The organism is Shewanella sp. 2_MG-2023 (genome assembly GCF_030548905.1).
In the GTDB taxonomy this organism is placed as follows: domain Bacteria; phylum Pseudomonadota; class Gammaproteobacteria; order Enterobacterales; family Shewanellaceae; genus Shewanella; species Shewanella electrodiphila.
Genome location: NZ_JAUOSO010000004.1, coordinates 226,550 through 249,896, shown reverse-complemented (window position 1 = coordinate 249,896; position 23,347 = coordinate 226,550). Strand labels below are relative to the sequence as shown.

The 23,347-nt window shown below is 41.0% G+C and carries 17 protein-coding genes and 1 riboswitch; of the genes, 7 read left to right on the top strand and 10 right to left on the bottom strand.

Going from position 1 to position 23,347, the window contains the following annotated elements; translation table 11 throughout:
* Positions 1-36: 36 nt before the first annotated feature.
* The gene (locus Q4600_RS06405; RefSeq protein WP_229370767.1) at positions 37-390 is read right to left on the bottom strand and encodes an STAS/SEC14 domain-containing protein; all 354 of its coding nucleotides are present in this window, start codon (positions 388-390) and stop codon (positions 37-39) included.
* A gap of 159 nt (positions 391-549) precedes the next feature.
* On the opposite strand from Q4600_RS06405, the gene arfB reads away from it, so the two are divergent.
* The 3 genes from arfB to Q4600_RS06390 all read left to right on the top strand — a co-directional run bounded on the left by arfB (position 550) and on the right by Q4600_RS06390 (position 1,969).
* Positions 550-966 (top strand): alternative ribosome rescue aminoacyl-tRNA hydrolase ArfB, encoded by a 417-nt coding sequence (arfB, locus tag Q4600_RS06400; protein WP_303513905.1) that lies wholly within the window; start codon positions 550-552, stop codon positions 964-966.
* A 132-nt stretch (positions 967-1,098) separates the two neighbouring features.
* Positions 1,099-1,545 (top strand): type II 3-dehydroquinate dehydratase, encoded by a 447-nt coding sequence (gene aroQ / locus Q4600_RS06395; protein WP_248956161.1) that lies wholly within the window; start codon positions 1,099-1,101, stop codon positions 1,543-1,545.
* A 34-nt stretch (positions 1,546-1,579) separates the two neighbouring features.
* Positions 1,580-1,969, top strand: a complete 390-nt coding sequence (locus Q4600_RS06390) for a DUF3859 domain-containing protein (RefSeq protein ID WP_303513903.1) — start codon at positions 1,580-1,582, stop codon at positions 1,967-1,969.
* A gap of 2 nt (positions 1,970-1,971) precedes the next feature.
* Here Q4600_RS06390 and Q4600_RS06385 read toward each other — a convergent pair whose 3' ends face one another.
* Positions 1,972-3,948: a GGDEF domain-containing protein gene (locus tag Q4600_RS06385; RefSeq protein WP_229370764.1), complete on the bottom strand. Its 1,977-nt coding sequence runs from the start codon at positions 3,946-3,948 to the stop codon at positions 1,972-1,974.
* Positions 3,949-4,193: 245 nt separating this feature from the next.
* Here Q4600_RS06385 and Q4600_RS06380 point away from each other — a divergent pair, with 245 nt between their 5' ends.
* The gene (locus Q4600_RS06380; protein WP_303513901.1) at positions 4,194-5,201 is read left to right on the top strand and encodes a class I SAM-dependent rRNA methyltransferase; all 1,008 of its coding nucleotides are present in this window, start codon (positions 4,194-4,196) and stop codon (positions 5,199-5,201) included.
* Between the two features lie 76 nt (positions 5,202-5,277).
* Here Q4600_RS06380 and Q4600_RS06375 read toward each other — a convergent pair whose 3' ends face one another.
* The 3 genes from Q4600_RS06375 to Q4600_RS06365 form a co-directional block, all read right to left on the bottom strand.
* Positions 5,278-6,561 carry a tetratricopeptide repeat protein gene (locus Q4600_RS06375; RefSeq protein WP_303513900.1) on the bottom strand — a complete coding sequence of 428 codons (1,284 nt, stop codon included), beginning with the start codon at positions 6,559-6,561 and terminating at the stop codon, positions 5,278-5,280.
* Between the two features lie 369 nt (positions 6,562-6,930).
* Positions 6,931-8,697 carry an alkaline phosphatase gene (locus Q4600_RS06370; protein ID WP_303513898.1) on the bottom strand — a complete coding sequence of 589 codons (1,767 nt, stop codon included), beginning with the start codon at positions 8,695-8,697 and terminating at the stop codon, positions 6,931-6,933.
* A 203-nt stretch (positions 8,698-8,900) separates the two neighbouring features.
* Positions 8,901-10,325: a hypothetical protein gene (locus Q4600_RS06365; protein WP_102528455.1), complete on the bottom strand. Its 1,425-nt coding sequence runs from the start codon at positions 10,323-10,325 to the stop codon at positions 8,901-8,903.
* 50 nt (positions 10,326-10,375) lie between these two features.
* Positions 10,376-10,453: riboswitch (cyclic di-GMP riboswitch) on the bottom strand.
* A 352-nt stretch (positions 10,454-10,805) separates the two neighbouring features.
* Between Q4600_RS06365 and Q4600_RS06360 the strand changes: the two genes are divergently transcribed.
* Positions 10,806-11,015, top strand: a complete 210-nt coding sequence (locus tag Q4600_RS06360; RefSeq protein WP_102528454.1) for a molybdopterin-binding protein — start codon at positions 10,806-10,808, stop codon at positions 11,013-11,015.
* Positions 11,016-11,489: 474 nt separating this feature from the next.
* On the top strand, positions 11,490-12,713 hold the full coding sequence (gene gltS, locus Q4600_RS06355) for a sodium/glutamate symporter (RefSeq protein ID WP_102528453.1): 1,224 nt from the start codon (positions 11,490-11,492) through the stop codon (positions 12,711-12,713).
* A 60-nt stretch (positions 12,714-12,773) separates the two neighbouring features.
* Here the strand turns inward: gltS and Q4600_RS06350 are convergent, their stop codons facing one another.
* The 4 genes from Q4600_RS06350 to Q4600_RS06335 all read right to left on the bottom strand — a co-directional run bounded on the left by Q4600_RS06350 (position 12,774) and on the right by Q4600_RS06335 (position 17,673).
* The gene (locus tag Q4600_RS06350) at positions 12,774-13,859 is read right to left on the bottom strand and encodes a hypothetical protein (RefSeq protein ID WP_303513895.1); all 1,086 of its coding nucleotides are present in this window, start codon (positions 13,857-13,859) and stop codon (positions 12,774-12,776) included.
* Positions 13,856-14,380 (bottom strand): (2Fe-2S)-binding protein, encoded by a 525-nt coding sequence (locus Q4600_RS06345; RefSeq protein WP_248956154.1) that lies wholly within the window; start codon positions 14,378-14,380, stop codon positions 13,856-13,858. Before Q4600_RS06345 ends, Q4600_RS06350 begins: the two co-directional genes overlap by 4 nt.
* Positions 14,380-17,181: a xanthine dehydrogenase family protein molybdopterin-binding subunit gene (locus Q4600_RS06340; protein WP_303513890.1), complete on the bottom strand. Its 2,802-nt coding sequence runs from the start codon at positions 17,179-17,181 to the stop codon at positions 14,380-14,382. Before Q4600_RS06340 ends, Q4600_RS06345 begins: the two co-directional genes overlap by 1 nt.
* A 216-nt stretch (positions 17,182-17,397) precedes the next feature.
* Complete coding sequence (locus tag Q4600_RS06335) at positions 17,398-17,673, bottom strand: YecH family protein (RefSeq protein WP_303513889.1); 276 nt, start codon at positions 17,671-17,673, stop codon at positions 17,398-17,400.
* Between the two features lie 157 nt (positions 17,674-17,830).
* Between Q4600_RS06335 and Q4600_RS06330 the strand changes: the two genes are divergently transcribed.
* The gene (locus Q4600_RS06330; protein ID WP_248956151.1) at positions 17,831-18,157 is read left to right on the top strand and encodes a DUF2956 domain-containing protein; all 327 of its coding nucleotides are present in this window, start codon (positions 17,831-17,833) and stop codon (positions 18,155-18,157) included.
* Between the two features lie 156 nt (positions 18,158-18,313).
* Here the strand turns inward: Q4600_RS06330 and Q4600_RS06325 are convergent, their stop codons facing one another.
* Positions 18,314-23,344, bottom strand: coding sequence for a S8 family serine peptidase (locus Q4600_RS06325; RefSeq protein WP_303513888.1), 5,031 nt, complete (start codon positions 23,342-23,344; stop codon positions 18,314-18,316).
* Positions 23,345-23,347 lie beyond the last annotated feature (3 nt).

The following is a 23,347-nucleotide window of genomic DNA, read 5'->3' as shown; positions in this document are numbered from 1 at the left end:
ACATGATTAAAACGGATTAAATTGGCATCACAGTCTTTATTGTTGAAGCCAAGCAATTGCCTGTTGTTTTTGTTCTAGCGGATACCAAGCGACTTCGCCTTGCATAAATGGGCCAAGTAAATTGACCGCATTGCCCACCCAGTCTGGTCCGCCAACAAAGACTAATGCATCAAAGTGCGGTAATTGTACTTTATCACCACCCGATAACGAGCTAACGTCCCAACCTTCAAGTAGCACATCGGCTTCAATGTATAAACGTACTTTACCGCTATCTTCTCGATATTGAGTGATTAACGGCTGCAAGTGTGTTTGGTAATCTTCGGTAGATAAACGGCCACTGACAAATAAACTGATAACACCTTCGGCGATATCTGGGATTTGGCACAACATAAAGCAACTCCAACGGTATTGCGGCTGGCTGACAATATTAATTCATCAACGACAGCCTATATTCTTGCTGATAGTAACAAATCTTATCAGCAGTACTATAGAAAAGTTTGTTAAACTCTCCACACTAATGCGCTAAAAATAGTTAAGTTAACCCTAAAAATGATAAATATTACCAACCGCGTCAGCATTGAAGACAATGAAATTGAATGGCAATTTATCCGTTCAAGTGGTGCGGGCGGGCAGCATATTAATAAAGTCTCTACTGCGGCACAGATTATTTTTGATATCAGACAGTCTTCATTACCGGAGTTTTATCAGCAAAAGCTGTTGGCAAAAGCTGATCACCGCATAACCAAGAGCGGAAAAATCATCATCAAATGTCAGCAAAGTCGCAGCCAAGACTTTAATCGTCAGCTCGCATTAGAGCAGTTTATTGAATTGGTGAAAGGCGTCGGCATTGTGCAAAAGGCACGTATTCCCACAAAGGCAACCAAAGGAAGCCAACGCCGCAGGGTCGACTCTAAAAAGAAACGTGGTGCAACCAAAGTATTACGAAGCGGAAAGTCAGATTATTAGCAAAGATTTGAATCATTTATAATGATGAAAATAATTCCCCGTTTGGCATTCATTAACGTGATAAATTACACTGACATAAGATACATTAGCTCATGTATTAATAGTGACTCACTAACTTAGCAAGGAACCTCAATGACGACTCAAGCCAAAATTTTATTAGTGAATGGCCCTAATCTAAATTTATTAGGTCGTCGTGAACCGGGTTTATACGGCAGTGATAATTTAGACACACTAGTGGCAAATGCTAAGATTCAAGCTGCAGCAGCGGGTATCGAGTTTGATCATATTCAGTCCAATGCTGAATTTGAATTAATCAACGCCATTCATGCAACTGATGCTCAGTTTATTGTGATTAACCCTGCCGCGTTTACCCACACAAGTGTCGCATTACGTGATGCACTATTAGGAGTGAATATTCCCTTCATTGAAGTCCATATTTCCAATGTGCATGCCCGTGAGCCATTTAGACACCACTCTTACCTTTCAGATAAAGCTGTTGGGGTGATATGCGGATTAGGCATTCAAGGCTATGAGTTTGCAATGCAAGCAGCGATTAAGCATTTATCATCAGCAGAGTAACTTCAGCCAATACCCGTCGATAAAGTAAACTTTCATGAGTAAATTAAAAGCAGATATCAGCATTATCCAGTCAGGCATCTTCAGCCAATGGGATTCAGACAGTGATGAGTTACCCCGCTTTTTGAAAGCGACCGTCCATGTGCCTGCTGAACTGGATATGGAGTTTGGCTTTGTTACTCGCATTAAAAAAGCTAAAAACCAAGTACTAAAGTATTGTATTTACCATCCTGATATTCCTGATGCCGATGGCAATGTCCGCCCACCATTTGATGGTGAAGTGTATATCAAAGAAAACGATTGGAAGTTTTACTTGGGCGACTGTATTTGGTCACCCGTGAGTAATAAAGTGGGTAATTGGCGAATGACATTAGAGCTGAATGAAAAAGTCATTGCCGATAAAACCTTTAAGGTCCATAACGTTTAAAGCTACAGCACCTCTTCATTTCGGCTGATTACAGCACAATTTCGACCTTGGCCTTTAGCTTGATATAGAGCAACATCGGCCATGGTTTTATAATGTAGCCAGCCTTTTACAAGTTCATTGGCAGCCACTGGCATTGTCGCACCAATAGAAATACTCACAAATAACTCTAATTCGGCAATTTTCATTGGCTGTTCAGCAATCACATTATTAAATCGCTTAAGCACCTGTGGTTGTAGTTCGGCTGATTCTAACGCCAGTAACACCATAAACTCTTCGCCACCCCAACGAGCTAAAATATCTTTGCCTCTAATGCAGCTTTGCAACCTTTCAGCACAGGTTTTCAGCACTTCATCACCCACTTCATGACCATAGGTATCGTTCACATTTTTAAACTTGTCACAATCAAGCATCAAGACGCTGTAATAACTCACTTGAGATCTTATCGCCTTATGCTCGACAAAGTTTTCAAGATAACGGCGATTATGCAGACCCGTTAACGGATCTTTGTTTGATTGCATGAATAAATTTTTGTTAGTGGAACTTAAGTGCTTAATTCGCTTTTCATGAGTCACATAACGATGAATCAAAAACACTAAGCCGATAAAAGATATACCCAATACCAGCATCCACAGCTTCTCTTGCAAACCTTTCTTTTCTAATGTGGCTGCTGCGAGCTCATTCTCTGCGGTTAAAAGGGCAATTTTCTCTTCTTGTAATTGGGTATCAAACTTCATTTGCAGTTCAAATATTTGCTCTTCGCGTTTATCAAATAGCTGCTTTTTCCTTCCTTCGTAATAAGCAATCAAATGGGTGATAGCTTGAGGGAATCGTTCCGTTTGTTGGTATAAATTGGCTAATAACTGATGCACGCTGAGTGAAAAATCTTGATTATTAATTTCAGTAAAACCAGCCAACGCTTGTAGCGCATTAGTTTCAGCGTCTTCAAAATTCTGCTGGTACAAACGTACTTGGCTTAAACCATACAGGCATTGATTACGCGCTAGTGGGTCGTACATTCCAGCCGACAGTTCAATACACTCCATAACAATAGACTCAGCCTCTAAATAACGCTGCTGATTGATTAAAAGCTCACCTTGAGTCCACAGTGCGTTAACCACTAATTGCGCATTATTTGACTTACGAGCGACCGCTGTACTTTTTTGACTGAAGTCAGTCGCCGCTTCAATATCATTTACTTGCAGCATGATGTGACTGGCATTGCTGTATAGCACGACTAAATGCTCAAAGCTCGCTGCGCCACTGTTGATATATAAATCTGTTGCTAGCTCATTGTATTTTATTGCATTAGGCCAATCTTTAACGCGCGAGTAAACAACTGAAATATTAGAATAAACTTTACTTAAAAAGTTATTGTATTTGATATTGAGTAGTAAGGAGATCGCCTGATGATAATCATTGAGCGAGGCTTCATATTGTAAATCACGAGAATGTAATACGCCCCTAGCATTTAAGGCTCTAGCCCACAGGCGGTGATAATTTAACTGTGAGGCTAATTCAATTGCCTGATCGATCAAGCGTTTCGCTTTATCCCCTTCACCTTGTCTTGCGGCGAGAATACCTTTTAAAGTTAATGCCTCTGCCACGACCCATTGTTGATCAACATCTTGACCGTATTGATACATTGCCTTCGCAATAACTTCAGCTTGTTCAATATCAGTTCGCCCCAAGGTTATATTATGCTTAATGCGATAATAAATGGCTTTGTAATAGGGGTTCTCATCTATAGCACCTTGATTGTTAAGTACCTCTAACTCTGCTTCGACTTTTTCAGGCTCTGCATCTGCTTGATAATAGAGTTCAACCAACTCACGACCTTGCTGGCTGTTATAAATAGTCTCTAAAGGATCAAATACCACCTCATCAGCTTTACTATTAACAGCTAAAGTGCAAAACAGTGTGGCAATAAAAAACCTAACCATTAATACTTTTAAAAAAGCAGGATCATTATACGATTTCAACTAAAACCCCTAGAATCTAACCAAGTTGGGATAGATACCTGTAATATTATTCTGATTTTTCACGGTTCAATACACTTAAAACATAAATAATCATGCTAGGTCACTTTATTGATATTTAACCTCTTATTTAGCTTAGTCAGTGATAGACAAATCTACAATTTAGTTTTAATGCGCTTTTACCGACAGATGCGCCCAAGCTTGATATAATTACGCATTATTCAATTTTCTTGTCACCGAGCATTTTTATGTCACTTCAGTCTTCGTTAACCCAAGCCATTAATCAAAGAGCTGATTTTCTCGCTCAATCCGAAGTCAATCAAACAGATTGCTTTCGCTTATTTCATGGCACTGTAGAAGGCGAAAATGGCCTTAATATTGACCGTTACGGTAATGCTTGGCTTATTCAAACATTTCATCAAACATTAACTGAAGAACAACTAGAACAAATAACGGATTTACTCACTGCTCTAACGCCTTTGCCTGTGATCTATAATGATCGTGCTAAAAGAAATTCTCGAATAGAAAACAACTTACAAACTGAACATCATGAGTTTGCTTGCTCAGAACAAGTTATTGAGGAAAATGGAATAAAGTTCACCTCTAAACTTCGCCATGAAGGCCAGGACCCATTATTGTTTCTTGATATGCGTATAGGCAGAGAATATGTACGAGCCAATAGCCAAGATAAAACAGTATTGAACTTGTTTTCGTACACTTGTGGTATTGGTACCGCTGCTGCTATGGGCGGAGCAACTCGGGCTGTTAATGTGGATTTTTCATCTTTTGCCCTTGCAGCAGGTAAGAAAAATGCAGAGCTAAACCATGTATCAGAAGTTTGTGAGTTCATTCAAAGTGATGCGTTTCCTGCCCTAAGGCAGCTAGCAGGACTTAAAGTTGGCGGTCGTCGAGGCCAAAAACTACCAAAGTATCCAAAACTGGCAGCAACTCAATTTGACCTAGTCTTTTTAGACCCACCTCGTTTCGCTAAAAGCCCTTTCGGTACCGTTGATTTAATTAATGATTATCAAGGTTTATTTAAACCTGCCATGTTAGCTACAAAAGACGGCGGTACCATTGTTTGTTGTAACAATGTCGCTAAAGTTGACCGAGAAGCTTGGTTAAATAGCCTAGTACGCTGTGTAGAAAAGCAAGGGCGTCAGGTAAGCACTATCGAATGGCTTCATTGCCATGAAGACTTCCCTTCATTTGATGATAACCACCCGTTAAAAATCGTGGCGTTAAATATTGATTAGTCATACAGAACATTACGTTTGCATAAAAGCCAGTTAATGGTTTTTATGCAAATGAAACGCAAAGGTACAACAGCTGTCACTCAACCACTTCTTGCTTTGTAGATTGCTTTAGCCAATTCAACTTGGCTAAATACTTCTGCTGACTCTCGCCCATTGAAGTAAGTGATAACGCTTGTTGAATGGTTTTTTCAGCACTGACATATTTCCCCAAAGCATTCTGCGCTTTCGCCAATTCATAATAAGCTTGATGATAATAAGGGCTGTTATTAATGAACTTTTTAAAATAAGTTTCTGCCGCTGAATAATGTTGTAAAGTTAATGCCTCTATTCCCATCGAATACCAACCGTAGGGGGTATGATTTTCAAGTTGTAGCAATTGCTGAAGAACGGCATCCGCTTCAAGTGCTTTTCCTTGTTCAGACAAGGAGTATTGATAGTTACTCAACAAGCTAAGTGAATTCGATTCAAACTGTAACCCATATTGATAATACGCATCTGCAATTTGGTGTTCGGCAACGCGTCTATGCACTACTGCCATCATATTGATCAATGGTACATACCGAGGAGCCAACGAGAGCCCTTTTTCAAGAAGTGTATAAGCATAGGTTAATTCGCCCGCTAATAAAGCATCAGCTGCAAGGTTACGATAAAACATTGCAATAAATTCATGCTCACTCACCACCCCACCAGTGCGATCATTGCTATCTGGGAAATAGTCAATCACAGTAAATTCACTACCGTTTAAATACACGCCGCCAGCATCGGTTTCATACAAAAATGTTCGAACATGATCAGAGGTTACAATAAGGTCATTAGAAATATGCGTTAATAATGGTGCCGAGTGAACGACCTGAAATACAGCTCTTACGTCTAAGTGCTTTGCAACTCCATAGGTCAGCATCGCCAATGCCATACAGTTACCCGCGCGCTGCTGCCAAGCTTGAGAAGTGCTGTAATTCAAGCCCTCATAATTAAAGTTGACCATTTTATCTTCAATAAATCGGGCAACTTGATACCTTTTCGACAAACCGACAATATCGTCACGGGCTATAAATTCATTAAGCTCTTGTTTCTGCTGTGGTAGTAACTCTGACAAACTTTCAATTGAAGGCACTGTTGATGGCGCTTCGGACTTGATGAAATAGCTCGCAGTTTCCGGCATGGGTAATGAAGCCGCTGAGGGTGTTGATGTTGTTGAGCTACAAGCACTCAATAAAGAGCAACTTAGCACTCCAACAGACAATATAAATTTTGAATTAAACTGAGGGCCTAGCAATGGGCTTTTAAGCAATGACTTTATATATAACGGGGTAAATAGCTGTTTTTTGAAATATGAGTTAAACATTTTTTTGTTCGACATCCTTGGCGTAACCTTCCCTTTCTAACGACCACAACTTCACTCATCATTAGATGAGCATTTAATCATTTAAGTTAAGCTAGCATGTTTTCTGCTTACATTTCCAGCACCAACCTCGCCACTAGCATTTACTCTCAAGATAAATTCTTATTATCAACAATATACATGACTCTTCAGATAGCACTGCATATCCGTTTGAGCTGCCAAGTTCCATGAGTATAGTGTGAAGATTTTTAGAGATTCATTAACAAGGATTAATAGTCAAAGTTGGGTAAATTAGAAGCTCAGTAAACAAAAAAGCTACCTAATAGGTAGCTTTACTATACTCTCTAAAACGCAGTCTAAAACGCGCTATAAAATCAAAGCTTCACTTTAATTTATGGCAGGATTACCCGCAGCACTGGTCACGGAGTGTGAACGAGATGAGTTCTCAGTAAAGGTCTTGCTTGCAATGGTATCCACATACATCCATTCACTTTTTACTTCATCTTGAGTAAATGTCAGTAATAACAAACCACGATCGTTAATATTGGTATATTTAAGATTAGTAACAAGATCCACCAAAGCCGCTTCAGTTGCTGGAATTTGCTCATCTGGTAAGCCCAAATAGTATTCAAGACCTGGGGATGTCACTGAACTCGTTGCAAACTCAACCCCAACAGTATCCCCTGCTGCATCAGTTAAATCACTTGCCCAAGCATTATGAGTATCGCCTGCGATGACAACCAAGTTATGTCCCATAGACTTAGCTGACGCGAAAATGACTTCACGTTCATAAGCATAACCATCCCATGCATCTAGATTGTATGGAATGGCAGGTAATTGCAGTAACGCTAGTACTTCATCAGTCAGTTCAGCTTGGTTCTGTTGTAAATAGGCTAACTCTTCAGCGGTGAGACTCGGATCGCCAGCTTGTGCTCTTGCTGCTAATTGCGCTAATCCGCCTAAACGAGCAAATTCAGGAATACTCATTTGCAGTGTAGCAATCGCAGCAGGTAGTAACATGCTCCCCATTAACACTTGCTGCCCTAAGACTTGCCATTTTGCCGTTGACTGTAATAGTGAGCTTTGCAGCCATAATAATTGCTCTTGACCTAGCATGGTGCGCTCAGTATTGGTGACATCAGCCATAAACTGCTGGCTATCAAATGCACCTGTTGCAGGATCTGTGTAAGTGGCATATTCCAATTGTTTATCACGAGCTAACACACGAGTGTCCAGCATATGTAAATCGACTAAATCTCCGAATGCAAAACTACGGTAGATTTCCTCATGGTTACCTTCTGTCCATGGTCTAATTGGCAACCATTCAAAGTAAGCTTGCAACGCCGCTTGTTTTCTTGTGTCGAAATCACCTTCGTCATCATTATGATTTTCAGCGCCATCACGCCAAGTATCATTCGCGACTTCATGATCATCCCAAACGGTAATAAATGCGACAGCAGAGTGCAGTTTTTGCAAACTTGTGTCAGTGCGATACTGACCATAACGAGTACGGTAATCGGCCAATGTAAATAGCTCACCTTCGGGTAGCACTTGTCGGTCATACTCTACGGCTTTTTCACTGGCATATTCATCGCGAGCATATTCGTAAATATAATCCCCAAGATGGATCACAGCATCCAAATCATCTTGCTGAGCAGCTAATTCATATACATTAAAATAACCGGCTGGGTAATTAGCGCATGACATAACAGCAAATTTAGCAGCACTCACAGCGCCTTCAGGTAAGGTGCGCCCTTGACCTACAACAGACACTTTATTAGCCGTTTTAAAGCGATAGTAATAAATTGTGCCCGCTTCTAAACCAACGGCATCGACTTTAACAATAAAGTCTTGATCTACAGTCGCTACCATTTGGCCATCTGTCACGACTGAGTCAAAATTTTCATCTGTAGCCACTTCCCATGACACTTTCACTTCGTTATCTTGCGAATTTTCTGGCGTTGCTCTGGTCCATAAAATAATCGCATCGTGAGTAGGATCACCACTTGCTACACCATGAAGAAAGTCTGCATTAACGCTCTTTTCATCGTCATCATCAAAAACGCACCCCATTAAGCCACATGAGACAACCACAGCCCCAACACCTTTTGAAGACATCGCCAAAAAATCACGTCTCGTCACTGACAACTTCATACCTATTCCTTTATTTATAATTGTTACTGATACGATTACGATTAGAGCATCTAATCTAATTGGATTATTGTGAGAGAATTTTGTGACACCAACATGATCAAAGTGTGACGAATAGAGTTCGTTACTCGGTGAGCTTTATAGCACTTTTAAACAGCAAAAAAAAAGCTACCCGAAGGTAGCTTTTTAGAGTCGAAAAACTGAAATTAATCTTCAGTTGTCAAATTAAGACTGTTGACTTCAATACCTAAACTGTAAGAAATATAGCCTTCTTGAGTTTCAGGGATCTGGTCTGTTCTATCTGTGATAACCACTTTAGATAAACGACAACCTTGGTAAAACTCTGGAGCGAAGTTGTATTCAAAAATATCACTGGTTTGAACTTCATAAGGGTTTTCTGGATCCGCAGAGTAGTGTTGGTTCGCTAATAGTGTGCGACCATTTTGGCTTTCGTCCTCACAGCCTATTAGCTTAATACCGATAACCCCTTTCTCAGCGTAAGTTAAATACGTTTGATCATTTGCAGTAAATTCATTGAATTTAAGAGTTTTACCAGCAATAGGGCAAGCAGCATTGATACCGTTCTGTCTCATGGTTAACTTAAGCTTACCCGCTTGACCTAGCGTTAAAAACTTATCATTAGCAGTACTAAAAACATTCGAAACGGTAGAACGATCAGGGTTCGTACTTACTTTTTCCCCTTGAATCCACTCTATGTTAGCAGCTGTCAAATCACAGCCGATAGATTGAGGGTCGACATCCCCAACTAAACAACGTTTTAACGCTCGCGTGTGGGCAGCATAATAAGCCGAACATTCCAGCTCGCGTTCATTATCAGCTGTTTTAAAAGCTTGAACTCCGCGGATTAAAATACCGTAACTATCAGGAAAGCCACTATCACGTAAAATTAGCGGTGTATAAAAGCGATCAGCAGTAAATGTTATCCAGGCTTTCTTAAAGCCCTGATCTAATGACTCGCCTTCAACTGCATCAATAGAGAGTTTATGCTTTTCAGAACCGACTCGAACAATCAAATCGCGAAATGCTTGCTCTTCATTGCGGGCACCAAGTCTTTCATAATCATAATCGCGCTTTTGATATTTAACTGAAATAGCGTATTCAGCACCTGGTACAGTAGGTACATATGTACGCATTCTGACTGTACCTAGCTTTTGTTCATTATTACATGCATGCGTATCAAGTTCTGCTGCGTAACCTTCACCATCAATGCCGTAAGTAGTGGCATAACCCACTTCCATACGCGCGTCACAAGCTTGATTACGGAGCTGTTTGATAGCAGCTCGGCGCTCATCACCGTCCAATGACTTTACGTTTTCCCATTCAGCAGGAAACATTTTCTTCAGTGTTTTTCGAGTCCACTGCACGTCAAAGTACATTTTACCATCTTCAGAATAAAGCGCTTTCAATTCGCGTTTAAGTGAATTGGGGTTTTCCTCTTGTAGTTCTGAAAAGTCGAGGTCATCAATAATCCCCCAAGTACCATTATTAAACTGGTCTTCATAGCCATAAAAGTACTGACCAGCAACAAGCTCTAGATCATTAGCTTGAGCCATAGAAACTGTGGAGCAAGACAGTGCTAACAGCATCCCTAACTTCTTTGTTAATTTCATATAAAATCCTAGTGTTATAAGTTGTACAAACAATCTGCCATCTTTTAACACTCAGTAATGCAGCCCACAGACCTGCCTGTGCTGTCACTTTGCGTCCTCATTTTACAACGAGTTTGCCGTTAGAGTATCTATTACATCCTAAATCTAAGCACATTTTAACATTGACCACATCAGGTTAACAAGTCAAAATATTGACAAACACGAAACACATAAGTAACTGAAAAACAACTATTTAAATTAAAACAAAAAACTTTTGACTAGTAATTCATATCAAAAATACAACTTAAGAATGACAATAAATTAGCAAGATAAATTACATTTTTATCACTTAAAGTGCGAAGCACCCCTCAAATATCCAAAATAACGACTAAACTATTCTCATTAGTCGTACAAGACGATTGCAAATACATTTTTATAATATAAATTATCTATAAGTATCATTTAGATACAAAAAAATAACACACAAGGATTACAAACATTATGAAGATCAGTGCACGCAACTCGCTCGTTGGAAAAATTCTTTCAATTGAAGAAGGTTCAGTCAACAACGAAGTAGTTATCGAGCTTGCTCAAGGCGTAGAAATCACTTCTGTTGTGACGAAAAAATCTTGTGAGCAACTAGGTTTAGTGGTTGGCGGTAATGCTTACGCGATAATCAAAGCAAGCAATGTGATGGTTGCTGTAGACTAATTCAGCTAAACCGTTAGCTTGATACAAGCGATTTCAATCACTTGTTGAATGATGAGGTTTATCAGAACAAAGTGGAATTCATAACATAATTGGGTTCCACTCTTTAATGCAATAGAAATCAAGAATCTCATTGCGGGATCAGATTTAGCGTACTTTTTGTCACCACTGTAGATTGAATTCACCAGCCAGATCTCTCGGGATTTATCACCCTCAAAAACGCAACAAACTGAACCTAGCAACTTTACATTCACAACTATTACGCTAACATTCCTCTCAATCCCTTTAAGACCATGTTAATTACAGCTTGGATCAGCTGGTTAATCCTTCATTTGGCTTTAATCTCATTATATTTAGCTTCTTCATAATCTATAATCAGCATAACTAATTAATTTGAGTCATATATAAAAGGCATACCATGTGGTGATGCGTTACGGCAGTGCGTAATTGTTTTTTACTGCTACAAAGAGGAGTTTCATGAATACAGTCTACTCAATTGGAGAGCTTGAATCGTTTCTTATCGCGATTTTAGTTTTATTCATCGGCCATAGCGTTAACCGTCACGTTGCCGTTTTCAGAAAATACAATATTCCAGAACCTATTGTAGGTGGCTTGATTATCGCTGGAATCATCACGGTTTTGCATTTTAATAATGTCAGTCTGCAGTTTAGTTTATCGATGCAAAACACCTTGATGCTGATGTTTTTCAGTTCGGTTGGGTTAGCGGCCAGCTATAAGCTGTTACTCAAGGGTGGTAGTAAAGTCTTTTTATTTTTAGGTATTGCTTCTCTCTACATTATTATTCAAAACGGTGTCGGTGTAGGCATGGCCTCAGCACTCGGTTTAGAACCAATAATGGGGCTTATTGCTGGTTCTATTACTCTCTCTGGTGGACATGGTACCGGAGCAGCATGGGCGCAAACATTCCAAGACTCTTACGGCATTAATACGCTTGAATTTGCCATGGCTGCTGCAACTTTCGGTCTTGTTATGGGCGGTATTATTGGCGGACCAGTCGCGCAACGCTTAATTAATAAGAACAACTTAGTGTCATCTTATGGTGTTGGTGGTAATCATCATAAAGATCATCCTGATTTGGTCACCTATGACCAATTAGAAGAAGACAGAGTCACTGCAAAACGTATATTAGAAACCTTGTTTACATTATTGCTTTGTGTTGCAGGTGCTAAGTGGTTTGGCAGCTTTGTACATGAATCAGGGCTCACTTGGCTCAAAATGCCTGACTTTGTGTATGCATTATTCTTAGGTGTTGTTATCACTAACATCACTGAGTTAACCCGTGGATTTAAAATCAATAAAGAAAGTGTTGATATATTAGGTACGGTGTCATTGGCCCTATTTTTATCTATGGCATTGATGAATCTAAAGTTATGGGAAATTTTTGACCTTGCAATCCCATTACTAATCATCTTGCTGACTCAAGGTATTATCCTGGCATTTTTTGCTTATTTCGTGACATTTAGGTTGATGGGTAGCAATTATGATGCCGCGGTAATGGCAGGTGGTCACTGTGGGTTTGGTATGGGAGCAACACCAACCGCTGTAATGAATATGGGTGCATTAGTATCAAGAACAGGCCCTTCTCCACAAGCCTTTATGGTAGTGCCAATTGTAGGCGCGTTCTTTATTGATATTGTTAATGCCATAATCTTGCAAGGCTATTTAAGCGTGATAGGCTAAGCCGTCACCTGTGATAAAAACGCCACTCAATAGTGGCGTTTTTTTATGGCATCAGTTAGCTCAACTACCTGTTATTGGAATTAATTGACACTGAAGTTGCTGAGGATTATCGCAGCATGACAACAAAGCTGATACTGAAGGACTGTATACCTGTTGCCAAAACGCTTGGCTATGGAAATTATTAATCGGCATCCAAGTACTCAAAGGATACTGGTTCGCTAATTGATCCCCTCCATTAACAGGTAATGCCATTCCAGAGGCGACTTGAATATTACCAGGGAATGTTTGTCCCGTTTCAAGATCGACATTAACACAACTCCCTAAATTACCAATCCGATGACAAGTGGTACAGGTATTTCCCTCGGTTTCAATGCTTGAAGACGTTGGCCACAGAGCAAAATCACCAATCGCATTATTATATGGTCCGAATGGATCAACCGGCACATGTTGCCAAACCTGCCCTATATATGGACTATACATAAACGGATCTGCATCATGACAACCACCACAATTCTTGCTCACTGTATCAAGCGGCTTCCACCAAAAAGTCATTGCATCAACATGCCCTGGAGGAGGACTGACTTCATTAGGTGGTGGTACCCTTGAAGCATCAAAGCCGGCACTTGTGCCAGAAGGGGCTTCAGCATGAAACCAACACGTATCACCTGTAGTGGTACTATGCAAAATGACGTCAACTTCGTCATATAACGGACTATCATCGGGTCGAAGGTATTTTCGGCGACAAAAAGCAGATATTTGAGTTGTCTTATTTGATAAATCTAACACCTTAGAATAAGGAGTACACTGGCCAAAAGTGCCTTCACCATAAGGCAATAATGCAGGACGGTCGCAAACCATATTTTGCGTATACTCTTGATACTCTGGTATTTGCCCATTAACTGTAATTGGCACATCAACCCCGTCATTACAGTCAAATGCTGGCACCTCAGCAACCAAGTTTGCGCACTGTTGGCCATACTCAATAATCGATTGGTTTGGCTCTACAATAACCACTTCATCAATCACTGTACTCTGCTTCTGCTGAGATGATGTACCCAAGCTATCACAGCCAATCAAGGCTAAAACACATATTGAGTTGCAAATATAAAATAACCAAGCTGGTAAAAATCGTTTATATCCCTTCATGACAAGTGCTCCCTCGTTAAAGGCAGCGCTAACTCTCTGATTGCTTGATAATATCTAACATAGCCACTACAGCGACAAATATTGCGGCCAACACCCTGCTCTATGGCATCATCCAGCTCATTCTCTGAAATGGGAGAAAGCTGTAACTTCTGCAATAACACCCAGGTGGCCATCAAAAATCCAGGAGTACAATAGCCACATTGAAAAGAAAAGTGCCTTAAAAAAGCTTGCTGAAGAGGTAACAACTCATCTCCTTGTTGTAATCCTTCTACAGTAAAAATTTCTAAGCCTGTCAAACTATCAACCGGAGTTGAACAAGATAAAGTCGTTTGCATTGCTGCGTTAGGGCCATTTCTAGTGGCAACAGTACACGCTCTGCACTCTCCTATACCACAACAAAATTTAGTCCCAGTTAACCCTAGTCGTTCATGTAGATAATCAACTAAAGCCATATCACCATCAGTAGTAGGCGCTTCAGTTTCCTCACCATTTACCACAAAAGAAATCCGTAAATTATCCATTAGATTGCCGTCCTTATTGCCGCTGGCGTTACAGGTAACTGTGTAAAACGATGTTGAGTTGCCATCGCTAATGCGTTGAGAATAGCTGGAGGAATTGGACACATTACAGCCTCAGCAATGCCCCGCGCAGTCGCTTCATTATCGGCAGGAGGCATAACCAGCAACTGTTGATTTAAAGGTACATTACCCATTTTCATTAGCTTATATTTATCTAAATTCCAATTGCCAGCACCTGGTCCTTCAGGACTTAAAGGGCAGTCTTCAGACAGTACATAACCCATTGCCATTGCAACACCACCTTGAGATTGGCCACTCACCAATTGCGGGCAATGTTGCACACCTGCACTTAACGCTGTAATACAATCTTCAACAACAACATAACCAGTGTTAGGATCGACAGATACCGCAATTAATGCCCCACTCGGTGCGTAAGTGCTACGCCCATAACGTGAATTAACCTTTGGTAGTGTAGTCATATTAGTTCGAGTGACAGTCTGTAAAGCATTAGGCGAGGTGCCAAGGGCAATATAGTCTAAAGGCAGAGTGATTGGGTTTTGGCTTGATGAAGAAAAGCTAAAGTCAGCATTGACGAACTCGCCAACAAAGCTGGCATGAACGGCAGCGCTATTGGGTAGTTGCTGACTAAAAATTACTTCAACAATCTGGCTCCATTCAATAGCAGGAAACCCTTCTAGACTGATACTTCCTTGGGAGAAAGCTAACAGTTTATAGTCCACTTGTGTTTGCCAAAGCTGCTGTAAAGCCGGGATAACAGAGCCTATAAGTAGACTTAGCCCCGCATATGATACGGCATGGTATTGGTAAAAAGCCCCAAGACAAGCACTTGATGAACCCGATAACTGTGCCACTTGTTTCGCAGGGTCATCTTGAACATCTGATGGTTCGCAAGAAGGGTAAGCATCTATCTTCGTTAAGCCAAGATTATTAAAAAATCCAGCATCGCCCATCATAATATTACTGGCATTTTTCCCTAACCAAACAGATGGTGCTAAGCCAAGCGCCGTGGCTGCGCCATTACCCATATCGATATAGGGGGTGCGAACAGTAATGCTGCCATCAGGGTTAATCATCACAGCGCCAAACATACCATCACCACCGGTACCATACGCTTCGTTTGCTAACGCTAACCCCACACCATATTTAAGCCCTTGAGTGGCAAACTGTTGCTTTGTTGCCTCACGGTTAGTCCACAATGGCTGAGCTTCTAATACATCAAGAATTTGGGGTAATTGTAAATCTTGCTGAATAGGTGCACCTGTTACCGTTGTGCTCTGATTATCAAGCAAGTTTAAACGGCGGATAGTGAAAGGGTCTCGACCTGTATCTTCTGCAGCCTGATCCAATAAGGTTTCTAAAGCAATAAAGGCTTGTGGTCCACCAAACCCACGTTGCGACCCGCCAATTAAATCAGGTGTATCTAGGGCTTCACCATAAGCGATGATTTGCGGGATATTATATGCATTACAGACACTTAACGCTGCAAGTTCAGCAACATAAGGGCTTAAGTTTTTTCTTCCTCCCCCATTTAATGTAAAACTCGCAGTAACAGCTTGAATAAGGCCATTATCATCAATACATAAATTTTCTGTAAATTCAGTATGATGACGTTTTAACCCGACTTGAAATTGCTCAAATCTGTCTTGTGCCCAGCGCAATGGATAGCCATTAGCATAGGGCGCTGCCATGGCTAAATACATGGTAAAGTAAGAGCTATCACGCCCACCAAATCCTCCTCCTGGATAGCAAGCAATCAAATCTACTTCACTGACATTATAAGTACATTTTGCATTTCGAAATATTTCTGCTGCTCCAGATATATCCCCTGTGGGTGATTGAGTACCGAGTAATAAGTGCAGACGAGACGATTGCTTGTCATACCAAGCTAAACCAGCCTCAGGCTCCATGAACATAGGATCCATAACTTGAGTGACATAATTAGCAGAATATTGCTGCCACACTCCAGAGGCAGTGTTAACCTCAATGGCAGAATTAATGTTGCTCTTTACTAAAGGACTGTGACTTTTATAGTACTCAGGCTCATCATGTACCACATTGAAGGGATTATCATTCAATGAGCCTTTTACATATTCATAAGAGTTACCATAAATACTCGGCTGAAGTGGAGTAACTGTATCACCATAAATAATAGTATCTTGATTAAATTGCAGGATTTTTTTAGCACGGCGATAGACATCAAAATTTGCAAAAATTAGCAAAGCTACAGGCTGGCCGTAATAATCAGCAACATGCCTACTCTTACTCTTACTCTTACTCTTACTCTTACTCTTACTCTTACTCTTACTCTTACTCTTGTTCCTATTCTTGGCACACACAAAAAATGGCTTTTTCATATCACAGCTAATATCCACTTTATCTTCAACCAGTTTGTGCGCATCAATAATGGTAATGGGTTGTAATTCGGCTGGGAGCATTGAAAGCTGATAATCCATTACAATCGTATTTATCCGATTGGTTCTTAGGGCATACACCACCCTTTCTTCAGCTTGATATGGCCAGCCATATTCCGCTAAATCGCGAGCACGAAAATCACGAGCATATATCTTTTGCCCCATGACTTTTGGCTTACCATCGATCCGCCATTGCGCAACACCAGGCTCAGGTGCCCATGCTGGCTCAGGGGAAATATCGGTTAAAGGTGGGGATTCTGCAGCAAGCAAAGAGATGGGAAGGCTTGAAATAGTAAAACTGACGGCAGCGCCACCAGCGATAGTTTTAATAAAACTGCGACGACTAATGGGGTGACTGTTAAGTTTGTTCATCCATGATTTCCTGCATCCTATGTTGTTTACAATTTAAGCAGGTGATAGGTAATTCATCAATATCTTAATTAAAAAATGCTTTAGTGCTATGACAATATATCTCATTAAGACAGCGCATTTGTCACGATTAAAGAATCCAGTTACATTATTTACCCCCATAAAAAAACCAGTCAGAGACTGGCTTTTATGAATAATCAAAACTGAATTCTGTCTCATTTAATCGTGTGAGTGAGTCTCTTTACCATGCTCTTTACCCGCACAATGACCACATTGATTGATCTCAAAGCCAGTTTCAGTTTCAGTTAAACGGCCGTTGCTGATAAACAAATCAACCAACTGAGAACCCGTCATATCACTAGCACGACATGTGTGAAACTGTGCATTTTCGCCAAACTCTTGCGCCATAAGAGCAAGCCATTGTTGATGTGGCTGTGGCGTATTCTGCGCTTTCATCAACTTAATAACATTACGACCATGAATTGAGTCAGACATTTAACGATTCCTTATATTGAAAAAACCATTTTACGACAAAGCGCACACCCACTCATTGCGATAGCTCATGGTTTAACAATAATTAATCTACAATTTATCTTCGGTAGCAAGATTGGGTATAGTGTAGCGAGAATTTACATGGTGACAGTAGGCAGTGATGGCAAAGAGTATTTCTCAAGAAACCCAAAATGAAGCAATGAAGGTAGCAAAAGCCACTCAAAAGCCTTCGCAAACCAAAGAACAAACCAAGTTAATTGCGCTAGGCATCGAAAAAGGCATTGCTGAATACAAAAAGCAGCAAAAGGCCAAAGCCCGAGGAAGGGACAAACTGCGTAAGCAAAGCCTAAAGCTAAAATCTCAACAAGAAAATACTGAGCAGGAAGAAAACATTATTGCACATCCATCAAACGCTAAACTTCCATGGATTTTATTAGTCGCTAGCTGGGTTGGCTTTTTAAGCTACGCCTTATTAAACGGCCAATAGAGCTCAGGTTAAAAGTTAACTTCCTCAATAAAAAAGGCCTCTCACGAGGCCTTTTGTTTAGGTTAGTTTGCTTAACATACCTGGAGTCTGTTGCTCTTTACAGGTTAACTTCTGTTCAAGATAAAAAACGTTGAAAGATCAACAGGCCCTAATTACTTAATGAGTTTTACGGCGACGAATTGCCAGTAAACCTAATCCACCTAATGCTAACCAGCCTAAACTACCACCACTTGAAGACTTCTTCTCTTCAGCCACTTGTTCAACTGGGAAGGCGCATGAACCATCATCGGTATTAGCGTTGGCATCATAATTAGTTGCATCTGAGTCAGTACAACCATTTTCAATACCATCAGAGGTAACTGTTAACATAAAGCTTGTTGATGCACTGTCAGATGGATATGCCATATCGTGCACCATCACGGTCACTAATGTTTCACCATGCCAATCTGCATCAGGCGTGATAGTGACAGTATCGCCATCGGCAACCGCAGTGATATTTTCACCTGACACTTGAATACCATTTACAGTCCCTTTTTGGTCAACATAAACCACATCAAGGCTTAAGTCAGTATTCTCAGCAACAGTATGATCACTCAAGCTTGCTAGTTGAATATTACTCGCTGAGCTCACCACTTCAGTCACGGTCACTAACTCAGAATCTGAATATTGGCTATTGACTGTTAGTGCGTTATCAACACCGACAGCATTAGCAGATACACGAGCTGAGAAAGTCACTTTCAAACCTGAGCTTTCAGGCCCTTGGTAGTTGGCACACACCAACATACCATCAGACACTTTGTCGTTAACATCATTAAAAGCAAACCCATCGCTTAACCAACCAGTTACAGGGCCAAAGGTGCCACGTTCACCGTAGTAACCGTGAAGACCAATGGAACCAAAGTGATCATTGCTAGTATGAATAGCTTTATAACCAAACATGATTTCATGCTGTCCTGGTGCAAAATCCAATTTAGTAGATATTATGGTTTCAACATCAAAATACGCTGCTGCATCCGGCGCTCGGTTACCCGTAAAGCGATTATAGATTTCTTCACCACCTTGCCACTGGAATACAAAGTAATCATCAATCACCGCACCATAAACAAGGTTAGCAGTAGCACCAACATCTTCACGGAAGCTTGCTTCAGGCATATAGACATCACCACGCCACAAAGGCGCAACTATTGTGTCAGGGAAGCTCTGGAAGCTATCGTTAAATTCACGATGGAAGTTATAGAAGTCAGGTAACTCATCAAACTTCACATAACCAAATGGTGAAATTTGCAGCAAGTCATGCAACATTTCTTGCTGTGCACCGTACAAAGGTACATGCGGTAAACCACTTTGCGACATCGGAATAGTTAAATACTGGTTAGAGTACCCACTAAGTCCTAAGTCTGTGAAACCATACTGAGTTGGAATATCTACATAGAGTTCGTCATCACCCTGCATTGAAGCTGGCACTCGACAAGTGTTATCAGTTTCATTGGTGGTGAATACATAATGACGCTTAGTATCCAATGATGATGGCTGCAGTGTATCAATAACAATGCTATTACCTTCAACAGTCATGTCATCTGCATAATGCTCAAGACCAGAAACGGTAATCGTATCGCTAAGCAACTGCAACCCAGGTGCAAGCTCTGCATTCAAGTTAAGTGCTCGTTCGCCACCTAATAAATTAGGCTCTACAGAGACGGTAAAGTCTACAATATCTCCTGCTTTGGCTTGTGACTGACTGGCTTCAACCATAGTATCGGTACCAATATGCATCAACTTGACAGGTAGATAACCTAGGTTGTCGGCATTATAGCTATCAGAACCTAAACCAACATAGCCGTAGTAAAAATCACCTTCGGCTGCATCAGCAAGGTCATAGTTCAATTGCACATTGAAAGGCTCCATGCCATTGGTAGTTTCAGGTCCTTGAGCAGTTAAATTACCATTATCTTCATCACCAATGATGGCTAATGCAAAAATAATATTATCCGCTAAGTTATCAAAATCCTCATGGTCAAACTTATAGTTTGAACCATAAGCCCAGTATGTACCTGGGGTCGGATTATTGATTGCACAGTAATCGTTGTTATCAACTCTTGAGTAACAAATGGCTTCATCGTACCACTGAATTTCACCATCATTATTCACGTCAAGACCAATATCCAATGAAGCATAGGCATTGTAATCAGCTTTAACGACTTCCCAAACGATGCGTTTAGTGCCTTCTGGTACGTCAAAGAAGGTCACCACTTGACCATCATCCATACGGGCTTGAGCAGTACTATCAAGGGCTCGTACATCAGTACGTTGCATATTTACATCAAATAATTCAGCCTTAACTAAGCCATTTACAGCACTGTTAAAGCTTTGAATCTCATCAGTCATGATCTCAGGAGATAGAATATGGCCTTGCTGGCGATGAATTTGGCCAGAGATATTTTCAGGCATATTTTTACCACTATAACGAATACTCACAGGCAAATGCTGTATAGGCATTTCTGTGCTTTCTGGAGTAATCGTCACATCACCTAATAAACGTAAAGATGATGAGTCAGCACCTGGTGCTTGCACTTCCAACACTTTAGCTGTCAGTAAAATAGCTTGAGTTTCACCTTTCATTAAGCTGAAGCTTTTAGGTGATACCTCTAACTCCAACATATCGGCACCTTCCATTTCCATAGTCTGTGCATCAACGGTGAAACTACCATCTTGAGTCGCGGTGAAGGTTCGCATCATGGTGCAAGAACCACTACACGCTTCGTTATAAAAGTATGGAACGTTCAAAGTATTAACGGTGCCACCGTTACGTGGATTTGCAGCACGGTAATTATCACCTGTTTCATCCAACACTAAGCCTGCTTTATAGGCGCGCGCGACATTAATCACACCACTACCCGCATCGCTAAAACCTGCAGCCTCAATGCCTTCAAATGGATACACTTCAACAGAGCGCGTCATACCTTCAAGACTTGCAGTGGTCATTAGCGCTGATTGAATTTCAGCAGGTGACCAACTAGGTTGTGCTTGCTTTAAAAGTGCCATAGCGCCAGCAACATGTGGCGCAGCCATCGAGGTCCCACTTATCGCGTGGTAATCACTTGGGATACCATTGGCGGAAAACGGCATATCATCAGCCCAAGCAGCATAAACATCGACGCCTGGAGCGGCTAAGTTTGGCGACATAACTTCTGGATTATCGAAATTATGGCCTCTTGAAGAGAAGTCAGCCACCATATCAGCTGTACGTTCTTTAGTAACGACAGTTGAAGCTGTGATCGTTAAATGATGGTCACTACCTTCATTTAACCAATCAGACAAACCATAATAATCATTACTGCTATCGCCATAAAATTCGCCATAGCTTATTTGAATACCAGGAATGGCATAAGGATCGTTGGCTAACGATTCATTAGCAGATGCATTACGTAATATGAAACCACCTGCGCCACCAGTTGCAACATTCACAGCTTTATCGACTCGCGCTATATCACCACGTTTACATACAACAATCGGCGCAACAGCATAAGGCTCACCATCAGGTGAGTTTAAGAAAAAGTCTGCAGGAAAAGGATCATTACATTTTTCATACTCCCAACCATAGTCTGCAGCTAACACGACTGGGCCAGTGTACTCATCGGTAATCCCGCTACCTTCAATGTCCAGAGGCGACTGCTCACCACCAACAAAGTCTGTTAGCATTTTGCCTTCTACACCAAATTCACGTGGGTGGGTGGTTGCCGCAACAGATGTTAACCAAGGTGATAGATGATCAATTGCACCTCTGCGGGCGTTGGCTTCAGTTGGGTCAAACGAGTTACCTGCTGATGCAGATACTGAAATACCTGCTTCACGTGCTGATAAGAATGCCATTTCCATTGGGTCTTCCCATGGAAAAGCACCATATGCTGTACCAATTGAATAGTTAATGACATCCACGCCATCAGCAATGGCATCCTCTAGGCCAGCCAGTAACGCAGAACCTGGACAACCGGTGATGCCGTTTAAGGTGCCATCACCAGGTAAGCACACTTGATACATAATAACGTTGGCATGTGGAGCTACGCCTGATATGCGAGGTAAAATTAAGTCGGTAGGCTGACCATCGCTTTCCACGCCAATTTCAGGCAGAGTGTAAGCTTTATTGAATAGTACATTACCGGCAGCGGTTGAGGCAGTATGCGATCCGTGACCGTTATAATCTTCACCATTTGCAGGTCGAAGTGGGCCGTCTATTTCCCACCAATTTTTATCTGGCTGGAAACTTTCGTCACTATAAGTGTCGGTAATGACATCGTAAGAGCGCACACCAATTAACTTATCATTACACATTGACTCAAATTCAGCCTGCTCACAGTCACCTAAATAACTGTCATATCGAGCTGGAAGTTGATGCATATAACCATCGTCACCTTTTGCGGCAAACGACTCATGATCACTGTTAATTCCAGTGTCTAAAACCCCTACAACAATACCTTGACCAGTAAACTCTTCACCAGTTACTTCACCAGTCCAAAATTTATCGGCACCAATATGCTGTGGGCCGACATCGGTGTGTAGTTCGTACATGATTTCACGCGTAACACTGACAACATTAGGTAACTCAAGCACATGCTCTGCCTGCTCTTGAGTCATTTTTATCGCTAATCCATTAAAAGCAAGTTGGTAATCAGCAACTTGTTTCACTTGTCCGACAGTACTTAAAATAGCGGTCGCCACGTTTTCTTGTTGTTGTTTTAGGTAGCTAACATATGATTTTACATCACTGCTTTTTACATCAAGCTTGTCATGTAATTGTGGACTTAGTGCCGCTGGGATTTTATTGATTCTAGGAGTTGTTGCCTGTAGTCCTGCTACACCACCTTGATAAAGAGAAACGGGTGAATCAACTAATTGAATAATATAAGTCTGCTCACCACTGATATCAGCCTCATAAACAAAATCGACTTTTCGAGTTTGCGAATGCACCGCACGATGCACATTTCGCCCGTTACTATTTCGCTGTTGTGATTGCTCAGGATTAATTCGGTCTTTATTGCGATCTTCATTAAATTTTATAATGGCATCGGTTATCACAATAGGTTTTGCATTAGAACCTGAAGTGGAGTGACTTACACTATCCGCTGAGGCACCAACACCACCAGCATATATGGCCGCAAGGGTCATTATGTGCAATTTATTAAATTTCATTAT